We start from the raw sequence: 25,046 nt of genomic DNA on the forward strand, positions 1-25,046 counted from the left end.
CTGGACCTGGGTCACCCCCTGCGTCAGCGTCGCCCGCTCGACATCGCCCTCATGGGTAACGCCGGTGGTTTCGGTCGTGATGTTGGTGGTGTCGGTAGCCATGGCTCGCTCCAATCAGTCGGATGGACGTCGGATGGAGGGAAGCGCCTGGTGGCCAATTCGATGCGGCCGATGCCGCTTCCCCTCTGTGATGGAGTGACAATATGGCGCCGCTATCCCGGGCTCAACGCGAGCTAAGCCGGAAACGACATACAATCGTATGTGCAGGTTCGTTTTTTGGGAAAATTTGGAATAATTGCCGCTGGCAATCGTACTGTTTTATCACCGCATTCAAGGCAAAGGCCGTCCTTGGGCAGGGCCGGCCTTGCGCGCGGTAGTGACGAGTCCAGGCTCGCCAGAAGTCAAAAAATCAAGTCGTTTCAATCATTAGAACGTATGCCAGGTCGCCCTCGGCGCGGCGCAGGACGGGGCAGATATTGGCCTTTGCCATGATGAGTCGGCCCGGACGCAGGCAGACGATGCGCGCCGGGAAGACCTGGTTCCTGCCACTGGAAAATTGCTGGACAATCTGCGCCAGGGGCAAGGACGACTTGACCTGGAAGTACTGGTCGACCGGCTTGCCCACCAGGGCCGATTCGCCGAGGCCGAGCCATTTCTGCGCGGCGGCGTTGGCCTTGAGCATGACGCTCTGCCCGTTGGCGACGAAGGTCGGCACCGGGCAGGCATCGGCAATCAGCGCCGCCGAGACACCCTGGCCGGACATGGATTGCTGCCGCGCGCGGTCTTCGAGATCGGCAATCTGCTGCTTCAGTTCCGCCAGGCACTGGGCCCGCACGGTGGCCGAGAAATTGCCTTCGTGATTGGTCGCGACCGACAATTCGTCGACCAGCTGGTTGAGCCGCATGCGGCGGCGGTTGGCGGCCTGTTCAAGTGCCGCCCAGGAAGCCTGGTCGAGCTTCAGGGAATAGCGGCGGCCACGATATTGCACGACCCGGTGCACCAGCTTCGGATCGGGCAGCGCCTTGGCCAGATTGGATTGGGGCTGAGCGGCCGGGACTTCGTTCTGCAACTCCATACCTTGCGACCTTTCTTGTGTCTGTCTTCTTGGCCCTAACCCGCCTGCCCCTGACCGCGGCCAGCTCGGCGCAGTCCATCGGCAGAGGTTCGGCAATAACCGCAGGGTGCCCCAGTTGGCAGCAAACCCGATTGCCGCCGCCCCCGATTCGCCTTCCACTGGGGAAGGCCGCGCCGGCATGCTTCCCCATTCCGGACGCGTCACCCGCCGAGACATGGCCACAGTCTACCAAACCGGAGCAGCCACGCACCCAGGGGACACACACGACAGTGTGACACAAAACCGGGCGGCCTGGCTAGACTCTCATTTCCGCTTTTAGCTCTCCCCGGCAACTGACTAGAATGCCGCCAGAAATTTTTCCTTCAGATTTTGATCCAGGGGATCCCGATGCCATTCGTGAAGCGCGACCAGGAAGGACGTGTTGCTGCGATCTTCCGTGAAAAGGCATCCGAGGCCGAGGAATATTTACCCCCGGATCACGCCGAGGTGGTCGATTTCCTGCGCGAGACGACGGATGCAGACAAGTCCAGCATGCTGCAATCCGATCTGGAAATGATCCGTGTGTATGAGGATCTCACCGATATCCTGATCGGCAAGAACATCGTCATGCTGACGGATTTCCCGCCGGCGGCGCAGGAGAAGCTGATTCGCCGCAAGCGGCTGCGCTCCTCCCTGAGCCCGATCACCGAATTGCTCGGCGGCTCCGACCAGGAAGAGGAAGATTTGCTTTAGGCTACGAAGGTGGGGATAGCCGGGCGTCCGCCGATGGCCAAGCCGCGACGCTAGACCGTCGCGTGGTCGACCGAGATGCTGAGGCCGGGCGAGTAGTACAGCTTGGTACCGTCCTCGAACACCCAGTATTGCAGGCCCTTCACATCGATCCCGCCATCGGTGATGTGCGATTCGGCGATGCCGCTTTCCAGCAGCCGCAACTCGGTCACGATGTTGAGGCCCGGATCGTCCCCCTCGTTGAGGATGACGATCTCGCCATTCGCATCCGGCAGCAGATCAGACAGGTTGAGGGTCAGGGCATCATCGGGTGCCGCCATCAAGGGTGCCGCTTCCGACCTGCTCGCGTCTTCAACCTGTGAATCGTTCATTTCCGCCTGACTCATCTCTGCGCCCATCCCATCTTTTGCGCTCTCGCGCCGTCCCAATTGCGCCGGATAAGTTAAAATCCCAGATAAAAGCTAATCGAATCGATTCTACTGCGCAATCCCCTCACCAAAATGGCAGCGCCGGCTCACGCGCCGAGACTTTACATCAATTTTCTCATTCAACATATTGATATTAAAATATCATTACAAAAAACTCACCCTTTAGATCGATCCGCATTCGCTAGGACAAAAATGTGAGTTTTTAGTAAAAATGACAGCCGGGAGTCGCGGCAAAGGTTGAGTCCACCCCCGACTTCGCCTCATTATCGCAAATACTTAATGTACGGGAATCAGGCGGCGTGGATCAGGTTTCACAGCAGGAGCAGGCGTCGCCACACCGTCAGGCTCGACCGGCCAAGCCGGGCGGGAAGGCCCGGCGCGTTGGACCCACCCAGCTTGCTGCCGTCGTCCTCATCCTCCTGGTCGCACTGGCACATCTCATGGCGCCGGATCAATTGGAGCGGATGGAGCGCCTGCTGCTCGACTGGCGCTTCCTGATCCGCGGGCCCGAGGCGCCGAGCGGCGACGTGGTCATTGTCGCCTATGACGAGGTGTCGATCCGCCATTTCGGCCGCTGGCCTCCCAGCCGGACCCTCCTGGCCGAGGCGATCGACCGGGTCAGCGCCGAAGGCGCTGCTGCCATTGCACTCGACTATCTGTTTCTCGAACCACAACAATCGGCCAGTCACGAGATCCGCGATTTCCTGGGACGCGTGATCACCGGCTTGCCAGGCGACGATCCGCTGCGCGCCGAGGCCCGGCGCATTGCCGAAGACGATGCGGCAGACCGCCGCCTTGCGGATTCGATTGCGCGTGCGGGCAATGTCGTCCTCGCCTTCGCCTATTCGCCGGATGCCGGAATAGCCGAGATTCCCGACGAGGTGGTCGATTGGGCCATCGTCCGGAACAGCGGCGCCTGCGCCCAGCCGAACGTCGTCGAGATCGCCGCCAGATTGCAGGCGCCGATCCCAAGTCTGGCGGGGTCCGCGGCACTGGGCGGCAATGTAAACGTAAATTTCGATGTCGATGGCGCGCCGCGCTTCGAATTCATGACATCCGCCATCGATGGATATTGCTTTGCCCCGCTGTCGCTGGCAGGGACCGCGGTCATGCGGGAAATTCCGTGGACCGAGGTCGGCGTCGCCTTTGGCCAGCATGTGTCGCTGGCCGGCAGCGAGGTCGCCATCGACCTGGAAAACCAGGTCATGGTGAATTACTTCGGCCCCGGTGGAACCATCCGGACATTTTCTTTCGGCGACGTCATCAGCGGCCGACTGCCGTTGAACGTTTTCGACGGCAAACTGGTCTTCTTTGGCACCAATTTCCTCGGCGGCACGGACCAGTTCCGCTCGCCCTTCGACCTTACCCTGTCGGGGGTCGAGCGGCACGCCACCATCGCGGAACGGCTGCTGCATGGCGGCAGCATCGTGCGCCCGGCCGGTTCCCTCTATCTCAGCCTTGCCGCCATCCTGGTCCTGGGCGGCCTCGCTGCCTTCCTCGCCCGCAAGCTGGCGGCCGGGCCTGGCGTCGCGGCCAATGCCGGCCTGGCGCTGGGCTGGTTCGTGGCGAGCTACGTCGCACTGTTCCCATTCGGCATCTGGGTCAATGCCCTCTACCCCATCGCCGCGATCCTGCTCGGCACCGCCCTGCAGATTGCCGTACGGGCCGTCGAGGAGGAGCGCCAGCGACGCGCGGCACAAGCCGATCTCTTGCGGAGCGAAGAGCGCTATGCCCTGGCCGCGCGCGGCGCCAATGACGGATTGTGGGATTGGGACATGCTGGCTGGCACCTTCTATACCAGCCCGCGCTGGCAACAGATGCTGGGCCTGCGCGCCGAGCGCATGTCCAATCTGCCGGGCGACTGGTTCGACCGCGTGCACCGGGACGACATCGATATCCTGCGGGCTGCAATTGACGCGCATCTCAGCGGCTCGTCAGCGCATCTGGAGCAAGAGCTGCGCATGCGCCATGCCGATGGCGAGGACCGCTGGGTTACGGTGCGCGGCATGGCTGTGCGCGATGCGGACGGGCGCGCCGCCCGCTTCGCCGGTTCGATGACCGATATCACGGCGCGCAAACTGGCCGAGCGGCAGTTGATGTTCAACGCGCTGCATTCGCATTTGACCGGCCTGCCCAACCGCGCCCTGCTGATCGACCGCACGGACCAGGCACTGCAGTTGTGGTCGCGCGACCGGAATGCTGACGTGATCCTGGCGGTGCTGGATCTCGACCGCTTCGGGCATTTCAACGAGAGCCTTGGCCAGAGGGTCGGCGACGACATCCTCATCATGCTAGCGCGCAACCTTGAGGCGGTGATGCGGCCGGACGATACCCTGGCCCATCTAGGCGAGGACGAGTTCGCCATCACGCGCTTTGCTGCCGGCAATGTCGAGGCGCAGGTCGAGGAACTGATCGCAACGCTGAAATCCGTTCTTGGCCAGCGGCTGGAGATCGGCGACCGGCTGCTGGAGATCGAGGCCTCGATCGGCGTCGTGATTGCGTCCCAGGCGGCCGGTGCCGCCGCCGATGAATTGCTGCGCGATGCCAACCTGGCGCTCTACCGGGCCAAGGCGCAGGGGCGCAACCAGGTGGTCCGCTTCGAACCCAGCATGCATCAATCCGCCATGAAGCGGTTCGGGCTGGAAGCCGATCTGAAACGCGCAATCGCGGCCGGTGACCAGCTGGAACTTTTCTACCAGCCGATCATCGAACTGAAGGACGGCCGCCTGCACGGTTTCGAGGCACTCATCCGCTGGCGCCATCCGGAGCGCGGCATGATCTCGCCGGTCGATTTCATCCCGCTGGCGGAAGACACCGACATGATCGTGGAGATCGGCCGCCGCTCGATCATGGAGGCCGCCCGCCAGATCGCCGCCTGGATGCCCGCCGAAGGCGATCCGCCCCAGATCGCGGTGAACGTCTCGGGCAAGCAGTTCATGGCAGCCGGGCTGCTCGAGGATATCGAGCGCACGCTGCAAAAGACGGGCATTCCCAAAGGATCGCTGAAACTGGAAGTGACCGAAAGCCTCATCATGGACAACCCGGAGCGCACGGCCGAGATCCTGCGCAAGGTGATCACGATGGGCTGCAAGGTGTCGATCGACGATTTCGGCACCGGCTATTCGTCATTGAGTCATCTGCACCGCTTTCCCTTCAACACGCTGAAGATCGATCGCTCCTTCGTCATGCGCATTGCCGAAAGCCGTGAGGGACTGGAGATCGTGCGCGTCATCTCCAGCCTTGCGCACATCCTTGAACGCGACGTCGTGGCGGAAGGCGTCGAAACGGAGGAACAGGCCGCCCTCCTCGCCAAACTCGGCATCCAGTATGGCCAGGGCTATTTCTGGTCGAAGCCGCTGCCGGCCACCGAGGCCTCCGTGTTCCTGGCCAAGAACCGGCAGAAGTTCCAGAAAAGCTAGCAACCCTGTCGCCGCAGCGAAGCCCGTGCTACGGTCAACGGGCAAGGAGACGCGGCATGGGCAATCAACGGCAACAGATCGAGCGCGGCATAGACCAGGGCCTGGGTCGCGAGGCAGCCGATCTGGTCATCAAGAACACGCGCTTCCTCAATGTCGTCACCGGCGAGATCGCGCAGGGCGACATCGCAATCTGCGGCACGCGCATCGTCGGCACCTATGACAACTATCGCGGCCGGCGTGAGATCGATGGGCGCCGCCTCGTCGCCGTGCCCGGCTTCGTCGATTGCCACCTGCATGTGGAATCGAGCCTGGTCGGACCGGCCGAATTCGACCGCTGCGCCCTGCCGCGCGGAACCACCACCGCCATCTGCGACCCGCACGAGATGTGCAACGTGCTGGGCCGCACGGGCCTCGAGTTTTTCCTGGCGAGCGCCGAGACGACGGCGATGGATCTGAGGGTACAGCTCTCCTCCTGCGTGCCGGCGACACATCTGGAGACCGCCGGCGCGACGCTGGCGGCAACCGACCTGGTGCCCTACCGGCAGCAACCCAAGGTGATCGGCCTTGCCGAATTCATGAACGCGCCCGGCATCTTCCGCAAGGTGCCGGAAGTGATCGACAAGATCGAGGCATTCTGGGGGGCCCATATCGACGGCCATGCGCCGTTGATGAAGGGCTACGAACTTAATGCCTATCTTGCCTGCGGCATCCGCAACTGCCACGAGACCACGAGCGAGGCCGAGGCCTGGGAGAAGCTCAGGAAGGGCATGCAGGTCTTCATCCGCGAAGGCAGTGCCTGCAAGGATCTGCACGCGCTTGCACCCATCATCAATACGCGGACCGCGCCATTCCTGGGTTTCTGCACCGACGACCGCAACCCGCTCGACATCGCCGAGGAAGGCCATATCGATTTTCTGATCCGGGGTGCCATCAAGGCGGGTGCGCCCATGGCCGATGTCTACCGGATGGCGTCGTGGTCGGCGGCGCGCGGCTTCGGCCTGGCCGATCGCGGCCTTATCGCGCCGGGCCAACGCGCCGATATCGTCCTCCTTGGCGATCTTGACGATTGTGCGGTGGTTCAGGTCATCGCCGGCGGCCGCATCGTCGATGACGAACTTTTCGCGGCGCGTGCCTCGGTGCCGCTGGTCGGCTACAATTCGGTCAAACTGAGAAAGGTCGATGCCACGGATTTCCGGGTGCCGGCCAGCGGTCCGACCGGGCCGGTGATCGGCCTGCGCGAGGGGCAGGTGCTGACCGACTTCCTCACTCTTACGCTGCCCTATCGCAACGGCGAGCGCCTGGTGGACATTGCCCAGGATGTCATCAAGGTCTGTGTGCTGGAACGTCACGGACGCCGCGGCAGCATCGGCCGCGGCTTCGTCAAGGGGTTGCAGCTGCGGCGTGGTGCTATCGCCTCGTCGATCGGCCATGACAGCCATAATGTGTGTGTGGTCGGCAGCGAGGATGCGGATATGGCGCTGGCCGTCAACCGGCTGATCGAACTCGGTGGCGGCTTTGTCCTCGCCGAGGGTGGCAAGGTGCTGTCGGAGATGGCCTTGCCGCTGGCCGGCCTCATGAGCGACCAGAGCTTCGAGAGCGTCGCTGCCCAGATCAGGGAACTGCGCCGCACCGTGCGCCACCTTGGCTGCCTGGTGGCCGAACCCTTCCTGCAGATGGCTTTCCTGCCGCTGCCCGTTATTCCACACCTCAAGATCACCGATCTCGGCCTGGTGGATGTGGACAAGTTCGAATTGCTGGCCGCCTGAGGCCAGGCAATCGAGACCAGCCAGCAGGCGCCAGAAACCGACCTGCGGTGACCCTTGATCCCCCCCGGCAAAGCGCCTAGGTTTCACACCAAGAAACGCATTCCGCGAGGATCGAGATGGATTACCGTGACGGCTTCGTCGACACGATCGGCAACACCCCCCTGATCAAGCTGAAAAAGGCATCGGAAATCACCGGCTGCACTATCCTGGGCAAGGCGGAATTCCTCAATCCCGGCGGGTCGGTAAAGGATCGTGCGGCACTGGCCATCATCCAGGACGCGGAACAGAAGGGGCTTATTCGCAAGGGCGGCCTGATCGTCGAGGGCACCGCCGGCAACACCGGAATTGGTTTGGCGCTGGTCGGCAATGCGCGCGGCTACAAGACCCTCATCGTCATTCCCGAAACGCAAAGCCAGGAGAAGAAGGACATGCTGCGCCTCGCCGGCGCGGAACTCCGGGAAGTGCCGGCCCTGCCCTACAAGGATCCGGGCAATTACGTGCGCGCCTCGGAAACCATTGCCGAGGAATTGAAGGACACCAACCCCAATGGCGTGATCTGGGCCAACCAGTTCGACAATGTGGCCAATCGCCAGGGGCATTATCGCACCACCGGCCCGGAAATTTGGCGACAGACCGACGGCAAGGTCGACGGATTCATCTGTGCGGTCGGCACCGGCGGCACGCTGGCAGGCATCTCGATGTTCCTCAAGGATCAGAACAAGAACGTCAAGATAGGCCTCGCCGATCCGGAAGGTGCTGCGCTCTATTCCTATTTCAAGACCGGAGAGCTCAAGGCATCCGGCTCCTCGATCACCGAAGGCATCGGCCAGGGCCGCATCACGAAGAACATCGAAGGGACGCCGGTCGACTTCCCCTGCCAAATCCCGGATGCCGAAGCGCTGCCGATCGTGTTCGATCTGCTGAAAGAGGAAGGGCTCTGCCTCGGCGGCTCCAGCGGCATCAATGTCGCCGGCGCCATTCGCCTTGCCAGGGAATTGGGTCCGGGCCACACCATCGTGACCGTGCTGTGTGACTTCGGGACACGCTACCAGTCCAAGCTGTTCAACCCGGCCTTCCTGGTTGGCAAGGGACTGCCGACGCCGGGCTGGCTCTAGGCCGAAATCGTCCCCGCACAATCCCCCGTCTTGACCGAGTACCGCCCGCATTTATGATCGGGACCGCAACGAAAAGAAGACGGCCGGGATGGAAGAGCTTTTTCGTCAGGATTCCTACCTTCGGGACTGCGCGGCCCGGGTGACGGGCGCCGATGCGGATGGCATCCGGCTGGACCGCACCGTCTTCTATCCGACCGGCGGCGGCCAGCCAGGTGATACCGGTCGCCTGCGCCTCGCTGACGGACGCGAGATCACGATCCTCGATACCCGCAAGGGTGCGGCACCCGGCGAAATCCTGCACATTCCGGCCGAGGGTGCCGAGTTGCCACCTGCCGGGGCCGAGGTGACCGCCATCATCGACTGGGACCGTCGCCACCGGCTGATGCGCATGCATACCTGCCTGCACCTGCTCTGTTCGCTGGTGAGCGGCGACGTAACCGGCGGTCAGATCAGCGACGGCAAGGGGCGGCTCGACTTCAATCTTCCGCCCGACACAATCCTCGACAAGGCAACGCTGACCGAGCGACTCAACCGCCTGGTTGCCGAAGACTGCGCGGTCGAACCGCGCTGGATCAGCGACGAGGAACTGGCCGCAAAGCCCGAACTTGTCCGCACCATGTCGGTGAAGCCGCCAAGCGGCCAGGGCCAGGTGCGACTGCTGGAGATCGCGGGCATCGATCTGCAGCCCTGTGGCGGCACCCATGTCCGAAGGACCGGCGAGATCGGCCCCGTCGAGGTCACCAAGATCGAGAGCAAGGGCAAGATGAACAAGCGCGTCAACATCGCATTCCTCGCATAAGGGGCACCGAAGTCATGGCCGGCAATTACGCCAACCCGCAATTCCTTGTCTCGACCGAATGGCTTGCCAGGAATCTCGATCAGCCGGATCTACGCATCGTCGACGCGACCTATTACCTCCCCATGCAGAACAAGAGCGCGCGGGCCGAGTATGAGGAACGGCACATTCCGGGCGCTGTCTTTTTCGACATCGACGAGATTGCCGATACCAGTATCGACCTGCCGCACATGTTGCCGCCGCCGGAAAAGTTTGCCTCGCGCGTCCGTCGCCTTGGCATCGGCGACGGCAATCGCATCGTGGTCTATGACGGCCAGGGCATGATGAGTGCCGCCCGCGTCTGGTGGATGTTCCGCATTTTCGGGGCGAAGGACGTGGCCGTGCTGGATGGCGGCCTGCCGAAATGGCTGTCCGAGGGACGCCCGGTCGACGACAATGCTCCCGCCCCGCGCGAGCGCCATTTCAGCGCCCGCCTCGACAATACCCAGGTGCGCAGCAAGGCGCAGATGCTGAGCAATTTGACCAGCAAGCGTGACCAGGTGCTGGACGCTCGCGCAAGCGGCCGCTTCAACGCGACCGAGCCCGAAATCTGGCCTGGCCGCCGCGGCGGCCATATCCCCGGCTCGAGGAACCTGCCCTATACGCAACTCCTTCGGCCCGACCAGACCTTCCATGATGGCGACACGCTGAGGGCCAAGTTCGAGGCCGCGGGAATCGACCTGCGGAAACCGGTCACCACCACCTGCGGCTCGGGCATCACCGCCAGCGTGCTGGCGCTCGGCCTCGCCCTCGTCGGCCACCGCGACGTCTCGGTTTATGACGGATCCTGGGCGGAATGGGGACTGCCTGGCGACAATCCGGTGGAGCCCTAGGGAGTAATCGCTAGACCAGATCCCGCCTGATCGTCTCGCGCCACTCGCGACTGGCGAAGCGGGTATCGTTCTCGAAGGCATCCAGCGTGCCGCTGACATGGAAATTGTCGGTATCGGCATGGAGCCGCGTCGCTACCTCGATGCGGATATCCCATCCCGGCCGTGACTGCACATAGGTCTGCCGGCACGAGAAGGAGGCACAAAGCGGATCGTCCGGTGCGATCTTCAATTCGCGGCGGATATTGTGCAGGACCTCGGTGCCGATTTCATCGAAACGCTGCCGGCCCTCGCCGAAAACACCCTCGGTATCCGTCACCGTGGTGACGGCACCCGAGGTGATGTCGAACGTGACCGTTCGGGTAACGCTGCCCTCGCTCACCTGTGTCACCGGCGTGGCGCGCGCCGCCTCGGGTTTCGCGAATGGCTCGCTGCCATCAATGGATTGCGGGCGGCGATGCGGCAGCATGAGCCGGCTGGCACCCGCCACGATGCCGAGCGTCGCCGGCTCGGGCGCCGGCCAGATCAACGGCCAATAGGCGCTGGACAACGAGACGCGCAGGCGATGACCGACCGCGAAGCGGTGGGCGCAGGCATTGAGGACCAGCTTCAGCTTGTAGCGCCGGCCGGGCTCTAGCGGCGTCGGGTCGGCATGGCTGTCGCGATGCGTCAGGTTGATGACCTGGAAGCTGACACGGAGGGCCTTGCCATCCGGCGCCACGTCGCAAAGCCGCGCACAGAGCTGAGCCACGGGCTTGTCGCTGGTGAATTCCAGCTCCAGTTCCGGCGCCCCCAGAATCTGCATCGCCTCGTTGAGTGGCTCCGTCTCGAAGGTCAGCGAGCCGAAATCGTCGAGACGCTGGTCGCCGGGCAACTCGCCGACGCAGCCAGCCCCCATCCATTCGCCGCCCTGAATGCCGACATGCTGCGGCGACCGCAAGGCGATGAGTTGTTCTGCGCCGCCGACCGGGGAGAGCCCCTCCCTGTTGAGATATAGATAGTCCGGCTGGATGCCTTCCGACGGCCAGTTCTGTTCCGCGATCCAATGCCCGGGGTGAGACAGGCGCGTCGTTTCCGGCGCGGCGTAGTCCTGCAGCCAGGCACGCAGCATCGGCTCCCGCTCCACGCCGTTCTCGATGCCCTTGAGCCAGCGATCCCACCAGGCGACGGCATCCTGCAGAAAGCCGATGGCCGGACCCGGCGTGCCGTCCTGCGGGTAGATGTGCGCCCAGGGGCCGATGACACCCTTGCGCGGCACCTTGAGGTGCTCGAGCATCCGCGGCACGGTGTTGGTATAGGAATCCACCCAGCCGCCGACCAGATAGACCGGCACCTCGATCGCATCCCAATTCTCGCAGATCGAGCCATGCCGCCAATAGTCGTCCCGGCGCTGGTGATGCATGGCCAATGCCGGCCAGAACGGCATCTGTTCCAGCCTTTCGCGCCAGTTCGCCCGCCAATCTGCGCCGAAAAGTTCGGGATCGGCCGGGCGGGCCTGATAGGCCAGCATGATGGTGCCCCACCACAGATTGTCGTTGAGCAGGCAGCCACCCATGTAGTGAATGTCGTCCTTGTAACGGTCGTCGGTCGAGCAGACCGAGAGCACCGCCTTGAGGGCCGGCGGTCGCAAGGCGGCCACCTGCAGGCAGTTGAAGCCGCCCCAGGACTTGCCCATCATGCCGACCTTGCCGTCGCACCAGGCCTGTGACGCCATCCAGGCGATAACCTCAAGCGCGTCGTCCTGCTCCTGCTGCAGGTATTCGTCCCACATCAGCCCGTCGCTTTCGCCGGAACCCCGCATGTCGACGCGCAGCACGGCATAGCCGTGGCCGGCGAAATAGGCGTGCATAGGCTCGTCACGGGAACGGGTGCCGTCCCGCTTGCGATAGGGGATGTATTCGAGGATCGCTGGCACCGGCTTCTTGCCGGCCCCTTCCGGGAGCCAGAGTCGCGCCGCCAGACGGCAGCCGTCCTTCAGCGTGATCCAGAAATGTTCGGTTACCTCGACCTTCAGGGGCGTATCGACCGCGACAGCCATGATCTGCTCACTTGGCTCCCTGGGCTCATTGGTTTGCGACCTTCCTCTTGGCGAGGAGATTAGTCAGCCAGTCGGGGTCCATTTCCGGGACCGACGACAACAGAAGCTCAGTATAGGCGGGATAGGGTGGCGAAAGCACCTCCGTCTTTGGCCCCTGCTGGACAACCTTGCCCTGGTTCATGACCACGATCTCGTCGGCAATGGCGCGCACGGTCGCGATGTCATGGGTGATGAACATGTAGGAGATATCGAACTCGGCCTGCAGCCGCAGCAGGAGCTTGAGAATCTCCTCCTGCACGATCTGGTCGAGCGCCGAGGTCACCTCGTCGCAGATAATGAGTTCCGGTTCGGCCGCCAGTGCGCGGGCGATGCAGACGCGCTGCTTCTGACCGCCGGAGATCTCGCTCGGCAGGCGATCAATGTAGCTTTCGTTGAGCTCGATCATCTCGAGTAGCTCGATGATGCGCTTCTCCAGCTTGGCGCCGGACAGGCCATGATAGAACTGCAGCGGCCGGCCGATCACGTCATAGATGCGGTGACGCGGATTGAGTGCAGTGTCCGGGCTTTGGTAGATCATCTGGATGCGGCGCAGCAATTCCTTGTCGCGGTTTTTGAGCGCCGGCGGCAATGCCGCACCATTGAACACGACCTGGCCTCTGCTCGGCGGCAGCAGGCCGGTGACGACCCGGGCCAGGGTCGACTTGCCGGAGCCGGACTCGCCGACCACGGCGACGGTGCGGCCGCGCGGAATGCGCACCGAGACGTCGTCCAGGATCTTCACCGCATTGCCGTAGGCGGCATCGACGTGCTCGATGCTGAGGATGGCGTCCTCGTTCGGACTCTCCGGCTTGGCCAGGCCGCGTACCGCCCAGAGGGATTTTGTGTATTCCTGCTTCGGCGCGCTCAGCATTTCCCGCGTCGGCGCCTCTTCTACCAGGTTGCCGTAACGCAGCACCATGATGCGATGCGCCATCTGCGCCACCACCGCGAGATCGTGGGTGATATAGATCGCGGCCGTGTTGAACTGCTCGACGATCGAGCGGATCGAGGCCAGCACTTCGACCTGGGTGGTGACGTCAAGCGCCGTGGTCGGTTCGTCGAAGATAATGAGATCGGGCCGGCAGGTCATCGCCATTGCCGTCATGACGCGCTGCAACTGGCCGCCGGATACCTGATGCGGATAGCGCGCACCGATCGTGGTCGGATTGGGCAGACGCAGCCGGCCATAGAGATCCTGCGCGTCGGCCACGGCCGTTTTTTCATCGCGGATTCCGTGCTGGGTCTCCGTCTCGATAGTCTGGTCGATCAGGCGGTGTGCGGGATTGAAGGCGGCGGCGGCACTCTGCGCCACATAGGCGATGCGCGAGCCGCGCAGTTTGCGCTTCGCCTCGTCGCTGGCCGCGATCAAGTCCATGCCGTCAAAGACGATACTGCCGCCGGTGAAACGGCAGCCCGGCCGGACGAACCCCATGGCGGCAATGCCGAGCGTCGACTTGCCGGCGCCGGATTCGCCGATCAGGCCCAGGACCTCGCCCCGGCGCAGGGTCAGATCGATCCCCTTGATGATCGGATGCCAGACGTCGTCGCTCTCGCCCTCGATCTTGAGGCCGCGCATTTCAAGCAGGACCGAGCCCTTTTCGCGCTGGGGCTGCTTCATGTTGTCATTGGCCATCGCGCAACCCGCTTGTCTTGTGGAGGAACCAGTCGACGATGAAATTGATCGCCACGGTAAGAAGGGCAATGGCGCCCGCCGGCAGCAGCGGCGTGATGTCGCCATAGGTGATGAGCGTCGCCGTCTCCTTCACCATCAGGCCCCAATCGGCAGTCGGTGGCTGCATGCCGAGGCCGAGGAAGGACAGCGAGCTGATGGTCAAGAAGACGAAGCAGTAGCGCAGGCCGAACTCGGTCACCAGCGGCGGCATGATATTGGGGACGATTTCGCGCAGCACGATCCAGGGCGTCTTTTCCCCGCGCAGTCTGGCCGCCTCGACAAAGTCGAGCGCCACCACATTCATCGCCACGGCGCGGGTCAGGCGGAAGACTCGCGTAGCGTCGACCAGGCCGATCACCAGGATGATGTTGAGGATCGTAGGCTGTTCAAAGATCGCCAGCACCATGAGCGCGAAGATGAGGCTGGGAATTGCCATCACGGCATCGACGAGGCGGCTGGCCAGCTGGTCGAACCAGCCGCGCAGCAAAGCGGAGACGATGCCGATCAGCCCGCCGGTCAGAAAGGCCACCGCCGTCGCCGCAAAGGCGATACCCATGGAATTGCGCGCCGCATAGATCATGCGCGAGAACAGGTCGCGGCCCAGCTGGTCAGTACCGAACAGGAACTCGCTGCTCCAGAGGGCGAACGGCTCGTCGCTGACCACTTCGGACTCGCCATAGGGGGCGATCCAGGGCGCGAACAGGGCGACGAAGACATAGGCGGCGACCACGATCATGCCGAACCAGGCTGTCAGCGGCGCCTTGCGCAGCTCACGCAGGATCATCTCGGACTTTGATCGGCGGGCACGGGGTATCTTGGCTTCGGTGCTGGCTGCCGTCATGCGCGCCCCCTGCAAATGAAAATTTCCGGCTTCATTCGTCGCTGCATCGTCCTTACCTCGGGTGCAACAGGCGCGGGTTGGTCGAGATCGAGATGATATCGGCGATCAGGTTGAGCAGGATGTAGGTCGCCGCGAAGATCAGCGCGCAGGCCTGCACCACGGGCATGTCCTTGGTGCGGACGGCGTCCACCATCAACTGGCCAATTCCGGGATAGGTGAATACCGCCTCGACGATAACCACGCCAACCACGAGATAGGCGAGGTTGAAGGCGATCACATTGACGATCGGTGCCCAGGCATTGGGCAGGGCATGGTGCAGGATGACCCGCGACTTGCTGATGCCCTTGAGCCGCGCCATCTCGATATAGGGGCTGGCCAGCAGATTGATGATGGCCGCACGGGTCATGCGCATCATGTGCGCGACAATGACCAGCGTCAGGGTGAGCGCCGGCAGGGCACAGCGATAGATTCGTTCCCAAAGCGGGGTGTCCGCATCGACCGAGGCGAGGCTCGGAAACATCTGCAGCTTGACCGCCAGAAACAGCATCAGGATATAGGCCATGAAGAACTCGGGCATCGAAATCGTCGTCAATGTCACCGAATTCACGATGCGATCGAAAGGCGAGTTGCGGTAGAGCGCCGCCAGAATGCCCAGTCCGATCGCCAACGGCACGGCGATAAGCGCGGTCAGGGAGGCAAGGAACAGCGTGTTCTTGAGGCGTGGCGTGATCAGGTCGGAGACCTGCCGCTTGTAGCCGACGCGGCTGGCAAAGGAGGCGCCGAAATCGCCCTGCACGACATTGCCAACCCAGGTCACATAGCGAATATGGGCCGGCTTATCGAGGCCGATCTCCTTCTCGAATGCGGCGACCGTTTCCGGGGTTGCCGCCTGGCCCAGGATGCGCTTGGCGAAATTGCCCGGCAGCATCTCGATCAGCGAGAAGATGACGAGCGAGACGATAAAGAGGGTTAGGAGGCCGAGTCCCAGGCGCTGAAGGACGGTGCGAAGAATTGGATGCATATGCCCCCGTCGCCCGAAGGCGACGCCCCCTTGTTCAATTTTCTGGCCGCGCGGCACGCCGGAAAGGAGATCCACGGGACCCCGCCCTGCGACAGGATCCCGTGGATTATTAGGCCGATATTACGCGAACCACCAGCGCGACGCGATCTTCATTCCGTCAACATCCCAATTCGACAGCAGCGGTCCGTGGGCGACCTTCTTAGAATTGGCGCTGACATAGGAATTGAAGACAATGTTGATGAGACCGCCGTCATCGTGCAGCAATTGCTGCATCTCAGCATACATCGCCGCGCGCTTGTTGGAATCCGTCTCAGAACGAGCCGCAACCAGCAGCTCGTTGAAGCGCGGATTCTTCCAGAACGTGTCGTTCCACGCCGCGTCGGCCGCATAGGCCGTGGTGAACATCCAGTCCTGGACCGGGCGGCCGTTCCAGTAGGAAGCGACGAACGGCTTCTTCAGCCACACGGCATCCCAATAGGCATCGTCGGCCTCGCGAATCACGTTGATGTTGATACCCGCCTTTGCGGCACTCTCCTTGAAGAGCGTACCGGCATCGACCGCGCCCGAGAAGGCCGCGTCGGAGACCGACAGGTCGACCGTCAGGCTGTCGAGGCCGGCCTTCTTCAGGAGCTCCCGCACCTTGTCCGGATTGTAGGAGTGAATCGGCTCGGGGTTGATGGCGTACTGGATGCTGGGCGCGATCGGATTGTCATTGCCGACCGTACCGTAGCCCAGGAACACCTTCTGCAGGATCTCATCGCGGTCGATCGCATATTTCAGCGCATTGCGCACGTCCGGGTTGTCGAACGGCGCCTGCTGGGTATTCATCACGAAGATGTAATGCCCATAGCCGGTGACCTGGTTGATTTCCAGGTCCTGGTTGCGCTTCAGCATGTTGATCGTCTTGAGGTCGCAGCGATCCATGAAATGGATCTCACCCGAGGTGAGCGCGTTGGTGCGCGCCGCCACGTCGGCGATGACCTTGACCTCGAATTCGTCGAACCAGACATCCTTGTAGAAATTCGGGTTGCGCTTCAGCTTTGCGCCGATACCCGGATCGAAGCTCTCGATCGAGAACGGGCCGGTGCGGTTGCCGGACTGCCAGTCGACCGTCCCGTCCTGGTTCGCCGGCATGATCGGCAGATGGTAGTCGCTGGCATAGAACGGAAAGTCGGCATTGCCGCCATTGAGCGTGAAAACAATGTTGTCGCCGTCCGCCTTGATCTCCGCAACGGAGGCCAGGATCGACTTCGCCGCCGACTTTGAATCCGGCCCCATGTGGTGCTTGTAGGAAGCGACGACGTCATCCGCGGTTACCGTCCGACCATCATGGAACGTCACGCCCTTGCGCAGTTTGAAGACCCAGGTCTTGGCGTCGTCCGATGGCTCGAAGCTCTCCGCCAGATCGGGGACGACATTGCCCTTCTCGTCCATCTCCGTGAGGCTGTTGGCAGATGCGCCCCAGCCGACGACACCCGTCATCTGGTCGGGATAGGTGGCCGGATCGAGCGAATCGGTCGTGGCACCATGGCCGATGCCGATGACGAACTTGCCGCCCTTCTTCGGCTCCTGCGCATAGCCGGCCTTGCTCAGCACACCGGTTGCCAGCGCGGTTGAGACGCCGAGCGCCGTCGCCCGCCGCATAAAGTCGCGGCGCGAAATGCGCTTGCCGAAGGCAGCGCGCTGCAATTCTTCCCACTGATTCATTTCTTGCCTCTCCCTAACGTCCGCACCGAGCGACACCATGCCGGCCGGTCGGCAAACACCCTGCGATTTGTGGGCCGTCCACGCATCGATGGCGGCACCATCTTTTTATCGTCATTCGAGATTATGGCACTGCGTTATGGTTTCTTGATGAATTCCGACATCGCATCATTGGTATGCGACATAATCACCGGATCGAGAAGGACTTTTCCAACGTTATTCCTCAATCGTATGACAACGCAGCCTTTGTTGCGTCGCACAAGTCGGCGAATGCGCCGGCCGCCCGCGAACTGAGATGGAGCATCCTCAAGAATGTATGGGGCAGGCCCGAAGCACATGTATAACTGCAGGTAATGCCAGCATGACGAAGCCGCCGGGCGTAGTCCTCGCCATGAAAACGGATCGGGTCCAGTTCTGCCGTCAGGATGTAGGCGGGCGGCAGGTCGACAAGCGATTTGGCAGAAAGCGGCATGGCGTAGGGATTTGCGCTCAGGTCCTGGCCGCCAAAATAGGCCTGCAAATAATGACTTACCGCGGCCGGCGACATGTCGCCTGACCCGCCGGGCGTCGGAGCGGCGGTCAACGCCGGGTAGATCAGTGCCTGGAAACGCAGCCTCGGGCCACCTTTGTCCCTGAGCCAAAGGCAGAGAGCCGCCGCCAAATTGCCGCCGGCGCTGTCTCCCGCGACGGCGAGGCGCGCCGGGTCAATCCCCTGCCTTGCCCCCTCTTCCCCGGCGAGCCAGTTGACCGCGGCCAGAGCGTCCATCAAGGCATCGGGAAACCGATGCTCGGGCGACAACCGGTAATCGACATTGAGCACCATAACGCCGGCCCTCTGGCAAAGGCGCGCGGCGGCGATATCGTGGCTCTCAGGCGAGCCCAGGCTCCAGCCGCCGCCGTGGAAATAGGCCACCGCCGGCAGCGAACCGGTCGCTGCGCCCTCCGGCCGATAGTGCAGCGCCCGAACCGCGCCGGCGGGGCCGGGAATGTTGATTTCACTCACGGCGATGCCGGCCGGGCGTGGTGCGTGATAGCGTTGCCAGAACAGATCATAGATGGCGCGCTGCCGATCGATCGGCAGCGCGTCGAAAGCAGCCGTGAAGGTGGCATCGCTCGCCGCCATGAACTCGGCAATGGCGGCGTCAGCCGGACCTGCGGTCGCCGCAATATCGCTCATCGGAATCCGTCCCACTGGCTTGCCTGCATCTATTCGACACTGCATCATGCGGTGCCACAAGAGGTTCTTGCGTGCCGGGCGGCATTTGGCCGACCCGCAACAATCCAGCTGCTGCATCGCCCGGACCCATGCCACCGCCCCCAGCCAACGACCAGCCGATGACCATCGGCTTCCTGTTGATGCCGCTCTTCTCGATGATGGCCTTCGTTTCCGCCGTCGAGCCGCTGCGCGTCGCCAACCGCATGGCCGAGCGTCAGCTGTATCGCTGGGAGGTGCTATCCCGCGACGGCAATCCGGTGACGGCCTCCAACAACATGTCGCTCGCGGCGGATCACTCGATTGCCAAGCATCCGCCCTATCCGATGGTGGTAATCTGCGCCAGCTTCAACCCGCTGCGCTATTTCGATGCCGCGCTCAAGCAATGGCTGCAGCGGCAGAACAGCGCCGGGATCGAGATCGGGGCCATGGATACCGGCGCCTTCCTGCTGGCGCGGGCAGGATTGCTGGATGGATACCGTACGACGACGCATTGGGAAAGCCTCGACAGCTTCTCCGAAGCCTTTCCCAAGGTCGAGGTCGAGAATGCGCTCTATGTGATCGACCGCAACCGCTGGTCCTGCGCTGGCGGCACCGCCGCCCTTGATCTGATGCTGCACATGATCCGGCGGCAGCACGGGCATCGCCTTGCCGCGGCGGTCTCCGAGCAATTCATTCATCCCGAGATCCGCGGCGCGGAGAGCCGACAGCGCATGGAGCCCAAGGAGCGCCAGGGCATCAGCCATGCCGGTCTCAACCGCGTCATCAAGCTGATGGAATCGCGCCTCGAGGACCCGGTCAACAGCACGGTCCTGGCCAAGACCGCCGGCCTGTCGCTGCGCCAGCTCGAACGCCTGTTCGACAAGCATTTCGGCATGTCGCCGCGACGCTACTACCTCGATCTGCGGCTGCAGCGGGCGCGCTCGATGCTGCAATATACCGACATGTCGATCGTCGAGGTGGCCGTCGCCTGCGGCTTCGGCTCGGCGGCGCATTTCTCGCGCTCCTATCACGGCTGGGCCGGCAAGGCACCCAGCGCGGAGCGGCGCCGGCCGGCACTCGGCATCATGCCGGCGATGCGCTAGCGGCGGGGAATGGAATGACAGAGATCTCCACAGCCTTCCTCGCCGTCTTCATAGCCATCTTCCCGATCGTCAACCCGCCGGGCATGGCGCCCTTCTTCATCAGCGCCACGGCCGGTTGCTCGCCCCGCATACGCAGTGAGTTTGCCGGCCGGATCGCGCTCAGCTGCTTTCTGATCATGGCCGTCTCGCTCTTTGTCGGCTCCCATGTGCTGGCATTCTTCGGCCTTTCGCTGCCGGCCGTGCAGATCGGCGGAGGCCTCGTCGTCATGTCGACGGGCTGGCAATTGCTGCACAGGGTGAAAGCGCCCAGGCCGGACGCCGTCGACCATGCTGGCTCCGACGCTGGCATCCAGCAGCAGTGGTTCGTGCCGCTCACCATGCCGATGACGGTCGGCCCGGGTACGATCTCGGTTGCCATCACGCTGGGGTCACGTGCCGCGGGCGCACCGGGATTTTTCCTTCTGGCCCTCGGCGGTGTTGCCGCCCTGCTCACCATCACCTTCCTCATCTATGTCTGCTACCGCTATGGCGAGACCATCCTCAACCGGCTGGGCGCCGGCGGTGTCGATGTCGTGCAGCGCCTGGCGGCTTTTATTCTGCTCTGCCTCGGCGTGCAGATCGTCATCAACGGGGTTGTGGGGCTGCGGGCCAGCGGCCTGCTGTGAATGGCGAAATTAGTCAAACGCTTGTCGGAATGCGTCAACCCGTCGCAACCCCGCCGCGCCAGCATCGCCGCCAGCCAAGAATCCCCAATGGACATCCCGGGTCAAAGACCTGACCAAGTCGCAAGGAAAGAGCCAAACCCATGAATTACGAAGTCATCGTCACCTGTGCCGTCACCGGTGCCGGCGATACCGTCGGCAAGCACCCCGCCATTCCGGTGACCCCGAAGCAGATCGCCGATGCCGCCATCGAGGCCGCCAAGGCCGGCGCCACCGTTGCACATTGCCATGTGCGCGACCCCGAAACCGGCAAGGGCAGCCGCGACGTCAACCTCTATCGCGAGGTCGTGGACCGCATCCGCTCCTCGGGCACCGATATCATCATCAATCTGACGGCCGGCATGGGCGGCGATCTCGAGATCGGCCCGGGCGAGGAGCCGTTCAAATTCGGCAAGGCCACCGATCTGGTCGGCCCGATCACCCGCCTCGCCCATGTCGAGGCGCTGCTGCCGGAGATCTGCACGCTCGACTGCGGCACGCTCAATTTCGGCGACGGCGACTATACCTATATCTCGACCCCGAACATGCTGCGCGCCGGTGCCAAGAAGGTGCAGGAACTGGGCGTGAAGCCGGAACTGGAGATCTTCGACACCGGCCATCTGTGGTTCGCCAAGCAGATGCTGAAGGAAGGCCTGCTCGACGCCAACCCGATGTTCCAGCTTTGCCTCGGCATCCCCTGGGGCGCTCCGGCCGACACCACCACGATGAAGGCAATGGTCGACAATCTGCCGGAAGGCGCCATCTGGGCCGGCTTCGGCATCGGCCGCAACCAGATGCCGATGCTGGCGCAGGCGCTGCTCCTGGGCGGCCATGTGCGCGTCGGGCTCGAGGACAACATTTGGCTCGACAAAGGCGTCCATGCCTCGAACGGTTCGCTCACCGAGCGTGCCTGCGAGATCATCACCCGCCTCGGCGCCCGGCCGCTGACCCCGGCCGAGGGTCGCAAGAAGCTCGGCCTCAAGGCGCGCGGCTAACCCGTCTCTTCAAGGACACAGCATCATGATCACCAACATCAAGAAGTGCGCCGTCATCGGCACCGGTGTCATCGGCTCCGGCTGGGCCGCGCGCTTTCTCGCCGCCGGTCTCGACGTGGTTGCCTGGGATCCCGGCAAGGGCTCGGAAGAGCAACTCCGCAAGAATGTCGCCAATGCCTGGCCAGCCCTTGAAAAGGTCGGCCTGAAGCCCGGCGCCTCGCAGGGCCGCTTGAGCTTCGTCGCCACCGTCGAGGAAGCGGTGAAGGATGCCGATTTCATCCAGGAATCGGCGCCCGAGCGCGAGGATTTGAAGCTGAAGCTGCACGCCCAGATCACGGCGGCGGCAAAGCCCGACGCGATGATCGGTTCCTCCACCTCCGGCCTGCTGCCGTCCGATTTCTACAAGGACGCAAAGCACCCCGAGCGCTGCATGGTCGGCCATCCGTTCAACCCGGTCTATCTGCTGCCCCTCGTCGAGGTCTGTCCCAGCAAATGGACCTCGCCGGAAGCGGTGCAGGCCGCGATCGCATTCTACAAATCGCTCGGCATGCGCCCCTTGCATGTGCGCAAGGAAGTTCCCGGCTTCCTCGCCGACCGCCTCCTCGAGGCCGTGTGGCGCGAAGGCCTTCATATGGTGAAGGACGGCTATTGCACCACGGGCGAGCTGGATGATGCGATCCGCTTCGGCTTTGGCATCCGCTGGTCGTTCTTCGGCATGTACATGATCTATCACATGGCCGGCGGCGAAGCCGGCATGCGTCATTTCCTGGAGCAGTTCGGCCCGGCGCTCGATCTCCCCTGGACGCATCTGAAGGCGCCGCCGCTGACCGACGACCTCATCGACAAGATTGTCGAGGGGACCGAGGCCCAGGCGGGCAAGCATTCGATCAAGGACCTCGAGCGACTGCGCGATGATTGCATCATCTCGGTCATCAACGCGATCACCGAGGCCAAGGCCAAGCACGGCTGGAAGTACGAGGACTGACAGGATGAGCGCCCTGCCCCACCCCGTCGCGCTCAAGCCGCATCGCGAGGTGGTCCGGCCCGAATGGGCCGATTACAACAACCACCTCAACGATGCCTTCTACCTAGTCATCTTCAGTCACGCGACCGACCATATGATGGACCAGATCGGGCTCGACGCGGCGGGGCGGGAGCGCAGCAACCATTCGCTGTTCACGGCCGAGCTGCACCTCAACTATCTGAAGGAGGTGAAAGCGGGCACGGAAGTGCGCGTGGAGACGACGTTTCTCGGCCATGACGCCAAGCGCCTCCACATCTTTCATACGATGTATGTCGGCGACGGCACCGAGCCGGTCGCGACCAACGAGCAGATGCAGCTCTCGATGGACATGACCGGCCCGCGCGTCGCCCCGTTTCAGCCCGACGTGCTGGCACGCATCGAGGCCATTGCCGCCGAACACGCCAAGCTGCCGCGACCGCCACAGATGGGTCGCGCGATCGGAATGCCGCCTAGAAAAGGGTGACGAACATGAACTTCGGACTGACCAGCGAGCAGCAGATGCTCGTCGAGGCGACGCGCGCCTTCGTGGAAGCGGAACTTGTACCTTACGAGAACGAGGTCGAGAAGACCGACCATGTTCGGCCGGAACTCATCAAGCAGATCCATGCCCAGGCGATCAAGTCGGGATTCTACGCCGTCAACATGCCGGAGGAACTGGGCGGCGGCGGGCTCGATCATTTCGCCTTTACCCTGTTCGAGCGGGAACTCGGCCGCACCTCCTTCGCCCTGCAATACGCGGTGCATCGCCCTTCCAACATCCTGCGCGCCTGCAATGACGAGCAGAAGGAGCGCTATCTGCTGCCCACCATCCGCGGCGAGCGGGTGGAATGCCTTGCCATCACCGAGCCCAATGCCGGGTCCGACGTGCGCTCAATGCAGACCCGCGCGGTCCCGGAAGGCGACGATTTCGTCATCAACGGCACCAAGCATTTCATCTCCTACGCGGATGTCGCGGACTACATCATCCTCTTCGCCTCCTCCGGCATCGAGGACACCAAGCGCGGGCCGAAGCGGCTGATCACCAGCTTCCTGGTCGACAAGGACACGCCAGGCCTCGAGGTGCGCATGGGCTCGCGCTCGGTCAGCCATCGCGGCTTCCATCATTGCGAACTTGTCTTCAACAACTGCCGAGTGCACAAGCGTCAGGTGCTGGGCGAGGTGCATCACGGCTTCGACGTCGCCAATACCTGGCTGGGTGCGACACGCCTGACCGTGGCGGCGCAATGCGTCGGCCGGGCGCAGCGGGCGATGGAGATGGCGACCCAGTGGGCGGCCACCAGGAAGCAGTTCGGCCAGACCATCGGCAAGTTCCAGGGCGTCTCGTTCAAGCTCGCCGACATGGCGACCGAGATCGAGGCGGCCAACCTTCTGGTCCTGCAGACCGCCTGGAAAACGGCGGAGGGCACCGCCCAGGACCAGGATTACGCCATGGCCAAGCTCTATGCGACCGAGATGCTCGCCCGCGTCACCGACCAGGCCGTGCAGATCTTCGGCGGCATGGGGCTGATGGAAGAAACCGGGATCGAGCGCTTCTGGCGCGACGCACGCGTCGAACGCATCTGGGACGGCACCTCGGAAATCCAGCGCCACATCATCTCGCGCGCGGTACTGCGCCCGCACGAGGCCTGAATCGGACAGAAACAAAAAAGGCCGGGAAGCACCCCCTTCCCGGCCCGTTTTCGTTCTGGGTGGATTGAGATCAGCCGCCCTTGAAATCTGCTTTACGCTTTTCGGCGAATGCCTTGACGCCTTCCTTGGCATCGGCCGATTCATCCGCCGCCTCATAGGTCTTCATGGTGCCGGAACGGATCAGGTCGAAGCTCGCCCGGATGGATTTGTCCTCCATTTCGCGGACACATTCCTTGAGCGCCTGGACGGTGATCGGGGCGCCGGTGGCGATGAGGTCGGCCCATTCGCGCGCCGCCTCCATCAGCTTTTCCTTCGGCACCACCTTGTTGACGAAGCCGTAATGCGCGGCCTCTTGCGCCGGCATGCGGCGGCCGAGCAGCAGGATCTCCATGGCGATGTTGTGCGGCAGGCGCTTCGGCAAACGCTGCACGCCGCCGGAATCCGGCACGATGCCGAGCGGCAGTTCGGGCAGTGAAAACTCGACATGCTCGGCCGCAATCACCAGGTCACAGGCCAGCGCCAGTTCCCAGCCACCGCCGATGCACAAGCCATTGACGGCCGCGATCACCGGCTTGTTGAGATCCCAGAGTTCGGTGAGGCCGGCGAAGGAGCCTGGGCCGTAATCATGCTTCCACCACTTGCCGACCAGGTTCTGGGCGGCAGCGGCCTTCAAATCCCAGCCGGCCGAGAAGATTTTCTCACCGGCGGCGGTCACGATGCCAACGCGCAGGTCCGGGTCGTCGCGCAATTCACAGAACGCATGCCCCAGCGCGCGTGACGTCTCGATGTCGATCGCGTTTACCTTGGGCCGGTCCAGCGTGATTTCCAGCACATGGCCACGGCGCACTTTCTTCACGGCTTCGGACATGAGACCCCCTTCATCCTGA

Annotated in this window: 21 protein-coding genes; 12 read left to right on the top strand and 9 right to left on the bottom strand. The window is 63.2% G+C overall.

Features of this window, described 5'->3' with window-relative positions; all coding sequences use genetic code 11:
• Positions 1 to 409: 409 nt before the first annotated feature.
• On the bottom strand, positions 410 to 1,069 hold the full coding sequence (locus A8950_RS13095) for a ribbon-helix-helix domain-containing protein (protein WP_166645164.1): 660 nt from the start codon (positions 1,067 to 1,069) through the stop codon (positions 410 to 412).
• A gap of 402 nt (positions 1,070 to 1,471) precedes the next feature.
• Here A8950_RS13095 and A8950_RS13100 point away from each other — a divergent pair, with 402 nt between their 5' ends.
• A complete protein-coding gene (locus A8950_RS13100) occupies positions 1,472 to 1,807 on the top strand; it encodes a hypothetical protein (RefSeq protein ID WP_133614137.1) in 336 nt (111 codons plus the stop codon).
• Between the two features lie 50 nt (positions 1,808 to 1,857).
• Here the strand turns inward: A8950_RS13100 and A8950_RS13105 are convergent, their stop codons facing one another.
• Positions 1,858 to 2,190 (bottom strand): hypothetical protein, encoded by a 333-nt coding sequence (locus A8950_RS13105; protein ID WP_133614138.1) that lies wholly within the window; start codon positions 2,188 to 2,190, stop codon positions 1,858 to 1,860.
• A gap of 341 nt (positions 2,191 to 2,531) precedes the next feature.
• On the opposite strand from A8950_RS13105, the gene A8950_RS13110 reads away from it, so the two are divergent.
• The 5 genes from A8950_RS13110 (at position 2,532) to sseA (ending at position 10,200) form a co-directional block, all read left to right on the top strand.
• Complete coding sequence (locus A8950_RS13110; protein WP_133614139.1) at positions 2,532 to 5,651, top strand: EAL domain-containing protein; 3,120 nt, start codon at positions 2,532 to 2,534, stop codon at positions 5,649 to 5,651.
• 56 nt (positions 5,652 to 5,707) lie between these two features.
• The gene (ade, locus tag A8950_RS13115) at positions 5,708 to 7,417 is read left to right on the top strand and encodes an adenine deaminase (protein WP_133614140.1); all 1,710 of its coding nucleotides are present in this window, start codon (positions 5,708 to 5,710) and stop codon (positions 7,415 to 7,417) included.
• Between the two features lie 116 nt (positions 7,418 to 7,533).
• Complete coding sequence (locus tag A8950_RS13120) at positions 7,534 to 8,532, top strand: cysteine synthase A (protein ID WP_133614141.1); 999 nt, start codon at positions 7,534 to 7,536, stop codon at positions 8,530 to 8,532.
• 88 nt (positions 8,533 to 8,620) lie between these two features.
• Positions 8,621 to 9,331, top strand: a complete 711-nt coding sequence (locus A8950_RS13125) for an alanyl-tRNA editing protein (protein WP_133614142.1) — start codon at positions 8,621 to 8,623, stop codon at positions 9,329 to 9,331.
• A gap of 14 nt (positions 9,332 to 9,345) precedes the next feature.
• Positions 9,346 to 10,200, top strand: coding sequence for a 3-mercaptopyruvate sulfurtransferase (sseA, locus tag A8950_RS13130; RefSeq protein WP_133614143.1), 855 nt, complete (start codon positions 9,346 to 9,348; stop codon positions 10,198 to 10,200).
• A 10-nt stretch (positions 10,201 to 10,210) separates the two neighbouring features.
• On the opposite strand, the gene A8950_RS13135 is transcribed toward sseA, so the two are convergent.
• The 6 genes from A8950_RS13135 to A8950_RS13160 form a co-directional block, all read right to left on the bottom strand.
• Complete coding sequence (locus tag A8950_RS13135) at positions 10,211 to 12,235, bottom strand: CocE/NonD family hydrolase (RefSeq protein ID WP_166645165.1); 2,025 nt, start codon at positions 12,233 to 12,235, stop codon at positions 10,211 to 10,213.
• A 25-nt stretch (positions 12,236 to 12,260) separates the two neighbouring features.
• Entirely contained in the window at positions 12,261 to 13,907 is a 1,647-nt protein-coding gene (locus tag A8950_RS13140) for an ABC transporter ATP-binding protein (protein ID WP_243735634.1), read from the bottom strand.
• The gene (locus tag A8950_RS13145; protein WP_133614144.1) at positions 13,897 to 14,787 is read right to left on the bottom strand and encodes an ABC transporter permease; all 891 of its coding nucleotides are present in this window, start codon (positions 14,785 to 14,787) and stop codon (positions 13,897 to 13,899) included. Before A8950_RS13145 ends, A8950_RS13140 begins: the two co-directional genes overlap by 11 nt.
• Positions 14,788 to 14,839: 52 nt before the next feature.
• Positions 14,840 to 15,808, bottom strand: coding sequence for an ABC transporter permease (locus A8950_RS13150; RefSeq protein WP_133614145.1), 969 nt, complete (start codon positions 15,806 to 15,808; stop codon positions 14,840 to 14,842).
• Positions 15,809 to 15,928: 120 nt separating this feature from the next.
• Positions 15,929 to 17,515: an ABC transporter substrate-binding protein gene (locus tag A8950_RS13155; protein ID WP_133614146.1), complete on the bottom strand. Its 1,587-nt coding sequence runs from the start codon at positions 17,513 to 17,515 to the stop codon at positions 15,929 to 15,931.
• A gap of 220 nt (positions 17,516 to 17,735) precedes the next feature.
• Positions 17,736 to 18,689, bottom strand: a complete 954-nt coding sequence (locus tag A8950_RS13160; protein ID WP_166645166.1) for an alpha/beta hydrolase — start codon at positions 18,687 to 18,689, stop codon at positions 17,736 to 17,738.
• A gap of 128 nt (positions 18,690 to 18,817) precedes the next feature.
• Here A8950_RS13160 and A8950_RS13165 point away from each other — a divergent pair, with 128 nt between their 5' ends.
• The 6 genes from A8950_RS13165 to A8950_RS13190 all read left to right on the top strand — a co-directional run bounded on the left by A8950_RS13165 (position 18,818) and on the right by A8950_RS13190 (position 24,159).
• Positions 18,818 to 19,810: a GlxA family transcriptional regulator gene (locus A8950_RS13165; protein ID WP_133614148.1), complete on the top strand. Its 993-nt coding sequence runs from the start codon at positions 18,818 to 18,820 to the stop codon at positions 19,808 to 19,810.
• 14 nt (positions 19,811 to 19,824) lie between these two features.
• A complete protein-coding gene (locus A8950_RS13170; RefSeq protein ID WP_133614149.1) occupies positions 19,825 to 20,475 on the top strand; it encodes a MarC family protein in 651 nt (216 codons plus the stop codon).
• 140 nt (positions 20,476 to 20,615) lie between these two features.
• Positions 20,616 to 21,506 (top strand): BKACE family enzyme, encoded by an 891-nt coding sequence (locus A8950_RS13175; protein ID WP_133614150.1) that lies wholly within the window; start codon positions 20,616 to 20,618, stop codon positions 21,504 to 21,506.
• A 25-nt stretch (positions 21,507 to 21,531) separates the two neighbouring features.
• A complete protein-coding gene (locus tag A8950_RS13180; RefSeq protein WP_133614151.1) occupies positions 21,532 to 22,491 on the top strand; it encodes an L-carnitine dehydrogenase in 960 nt (319 codons plus the stop codon).
• A gap of 4 nt (positions 22,492 to 22,495) precedes the next feature.
• A complete protein-coding gene (locus A8950_RS13185; RefSeq protein WP_133614152.1) occupies positions 22,496 to 22,993 on the top strand; it encodes a thioesterase family protein in 498 nt (165 codons plus the stop codon).
• Positions 22,994 to 22,998: 5 nt separating this feature from the next.
• Complete coding sequence (locus tag A8950_RS13190) at positions 22,999 to 24,159, top strand: acyl-CoA dehydrogenase family protein (RefSeq protein WP_133614153.1); 1,161 nt, start codon at positions 22,999 to 23,001, stop codon at positions 24,157 to 24,159.
• Positions 24,160 to 24,229: 70 nt separating this feature from the next.
• On the opposite strand, the gene A8950_RS13195 is transcribed toward A8950_RS13190, so the two are convergent.
• Positions 24,230 to 25,027: an enoyl-CoA hydratase-related protein gene (locus A8950_RS13195; protein ID WP_133614154.1), complete on the bottom strand. Its 798-nt coding sequence runs from the start codon at positions 25,025 to 25,027 to the stop codon at positions 24,230 to 24,232.
• Positions 25,028 to 25,046 lie beyond the last annotated feature (19 nt).

The sequence above is a fragment of the Dongia mobilis genome, from assembly GCF_004363235.1.
GTDB classification, from domain to species: Bacteria; Pseudomonadota; Alphaproteobacteria; order Dongiales; family Dongiaceae; genus Dongia; species Dongia mobilis.

What these genes read in the sequence shown, in the direction of transcription:
- A8950_RS13105 (WP_133614138.1), bottom strand. Translation starts at nt 2,190, where the DNA reads ATGAGTCAGGCGGAAATGAACGATTCACAGGTTGAAGACGCGAGCAGG.
- ade (WP_133614140.1), top strand. Translation starts at nt 5,708, where the DNA reads ATGGGCAATCAACGGCAACAGATCGAGCGCGGCATAGACCAGGGCCTG.
- A8950_RS13120 (WP_133614141.1), top strand. Translation starts at nt 7,534, where the DNA reads ATGGATTACCGTGACGGCTTCGTCGACACGATCGGCAACACCCCCCTG.
- A8950_RS13125 (WP_133614142.1), top strand. Translation starts at nt 8,621, where the DNA reads ATGGAAGAGCTTTTTCGTCAGGATTCCTACCTTCGGGACTGCGCGGCC.
- sseA (WP_133614143.1), top strand. Translation starts at nt 9,346, where the DNA reads ATGGCCGGCAATTACGCCAACCCGCAATTCCTTGTCTCGACCGAATGG.
- A8950_RS13135 (WP_166645165.1), bottom strand. Translation starts at nt 12,235, where the DNA reads ATGGCTGTCGCGGTCGATACGCCCCTGAAGGTCGAGGTAACCGAACAT.
- A8950_RS13140 (WP_243735634.1), bottom strand. Translation starts at nt 13,907, where the DNA reads ATGGCCAATGACAACATGAAGCAGCCCCAGCGCGAAAAGGGCTCGGTC.
- A8950_RS13145 (WP_133614144.1), bottom strand. Translation starts at nt 14,787, where the DNA reads ATGACGGCAGCCAGCACCGAAGCCAAGATACCCCGTGCCCGCCGATCA.
- A8950_RS13150 (WP_133614145.1), bottom strand. Translation starts at nt 15,808, where the DNA reads ATGCATCCAATTCTTCGCACCGTCCTTCAGCGCCTGGGACTCGGCCTC.
- A8950_RS13155 (WP_133614146.1), bottom strand. Translation starts at nt 17,515, where the DNA reads ATGAATCAGTGGGAAGAATTGCAGCGCGCTGCCTTCGGCAAGCGCATT.
- A8950_RS13160 (WP_166645166.1), bottom strand. Translation starts at nt 18,689, where the DNA reads ATGAGCGATATTGCGGCGACCGCAGGTCCGGCTGACGCCGCCATTGCC.
- A8950_RS13165 (WP_133614148.1), top strand. Translation starts at nt 18,818, where the DNA reads ATGCCACCGCCCCCAGCCAACGACCAGCCGATGACCATCGGCTTCCTG.
- A8950_RS13170 (WP_133614149.1), top strand. Translation starts at nt 19,825, where the DNA reads ATGACAGAGATCTCCACAGCCTTCCTCGCCGTCTTCATAGCCATCTTC.
- A8950_RS13175 (WP_133614150.1), top strand. Translation starts at nt 20,616, where the DNA reads ATGAATTACGAAGTCATCGTCACCTGTGCCGTCACCGGTGCCGGCGAT.
- A8950_RS13180 (WP_133614151.1), top strand. Translation starts at nt 21,532, where the DNA reads ATGATCACCAACATCAAGAAGTGCGCCGTCATCGGCACCGGTGTCATC.
- A8950_RS13185 (WP_133614152.1), top strand. Translation starts at nt 22,496, where the DNA reads ATGAGCGCCCTGCCCCACCCCGTCGCGCTCAAGCCGCATCGCGAGGTG.
- A8950_RS13190 (WP_133614153.1), top strand. Translation starts at nt 22,999, where the DNA reads ATGAACTTCGGACTGACCAGCGAGCAGCAGATGCTCGTCGAGGCGACG.
- A8950_RS13195 (WP_133614154.1), bottom strand. Translation starts at nt 25,027, where the DNA reads ATGTCCGAAGCCGTGAAGAAAGTGCGCCGTGGCCATGTGCTGGAAATC.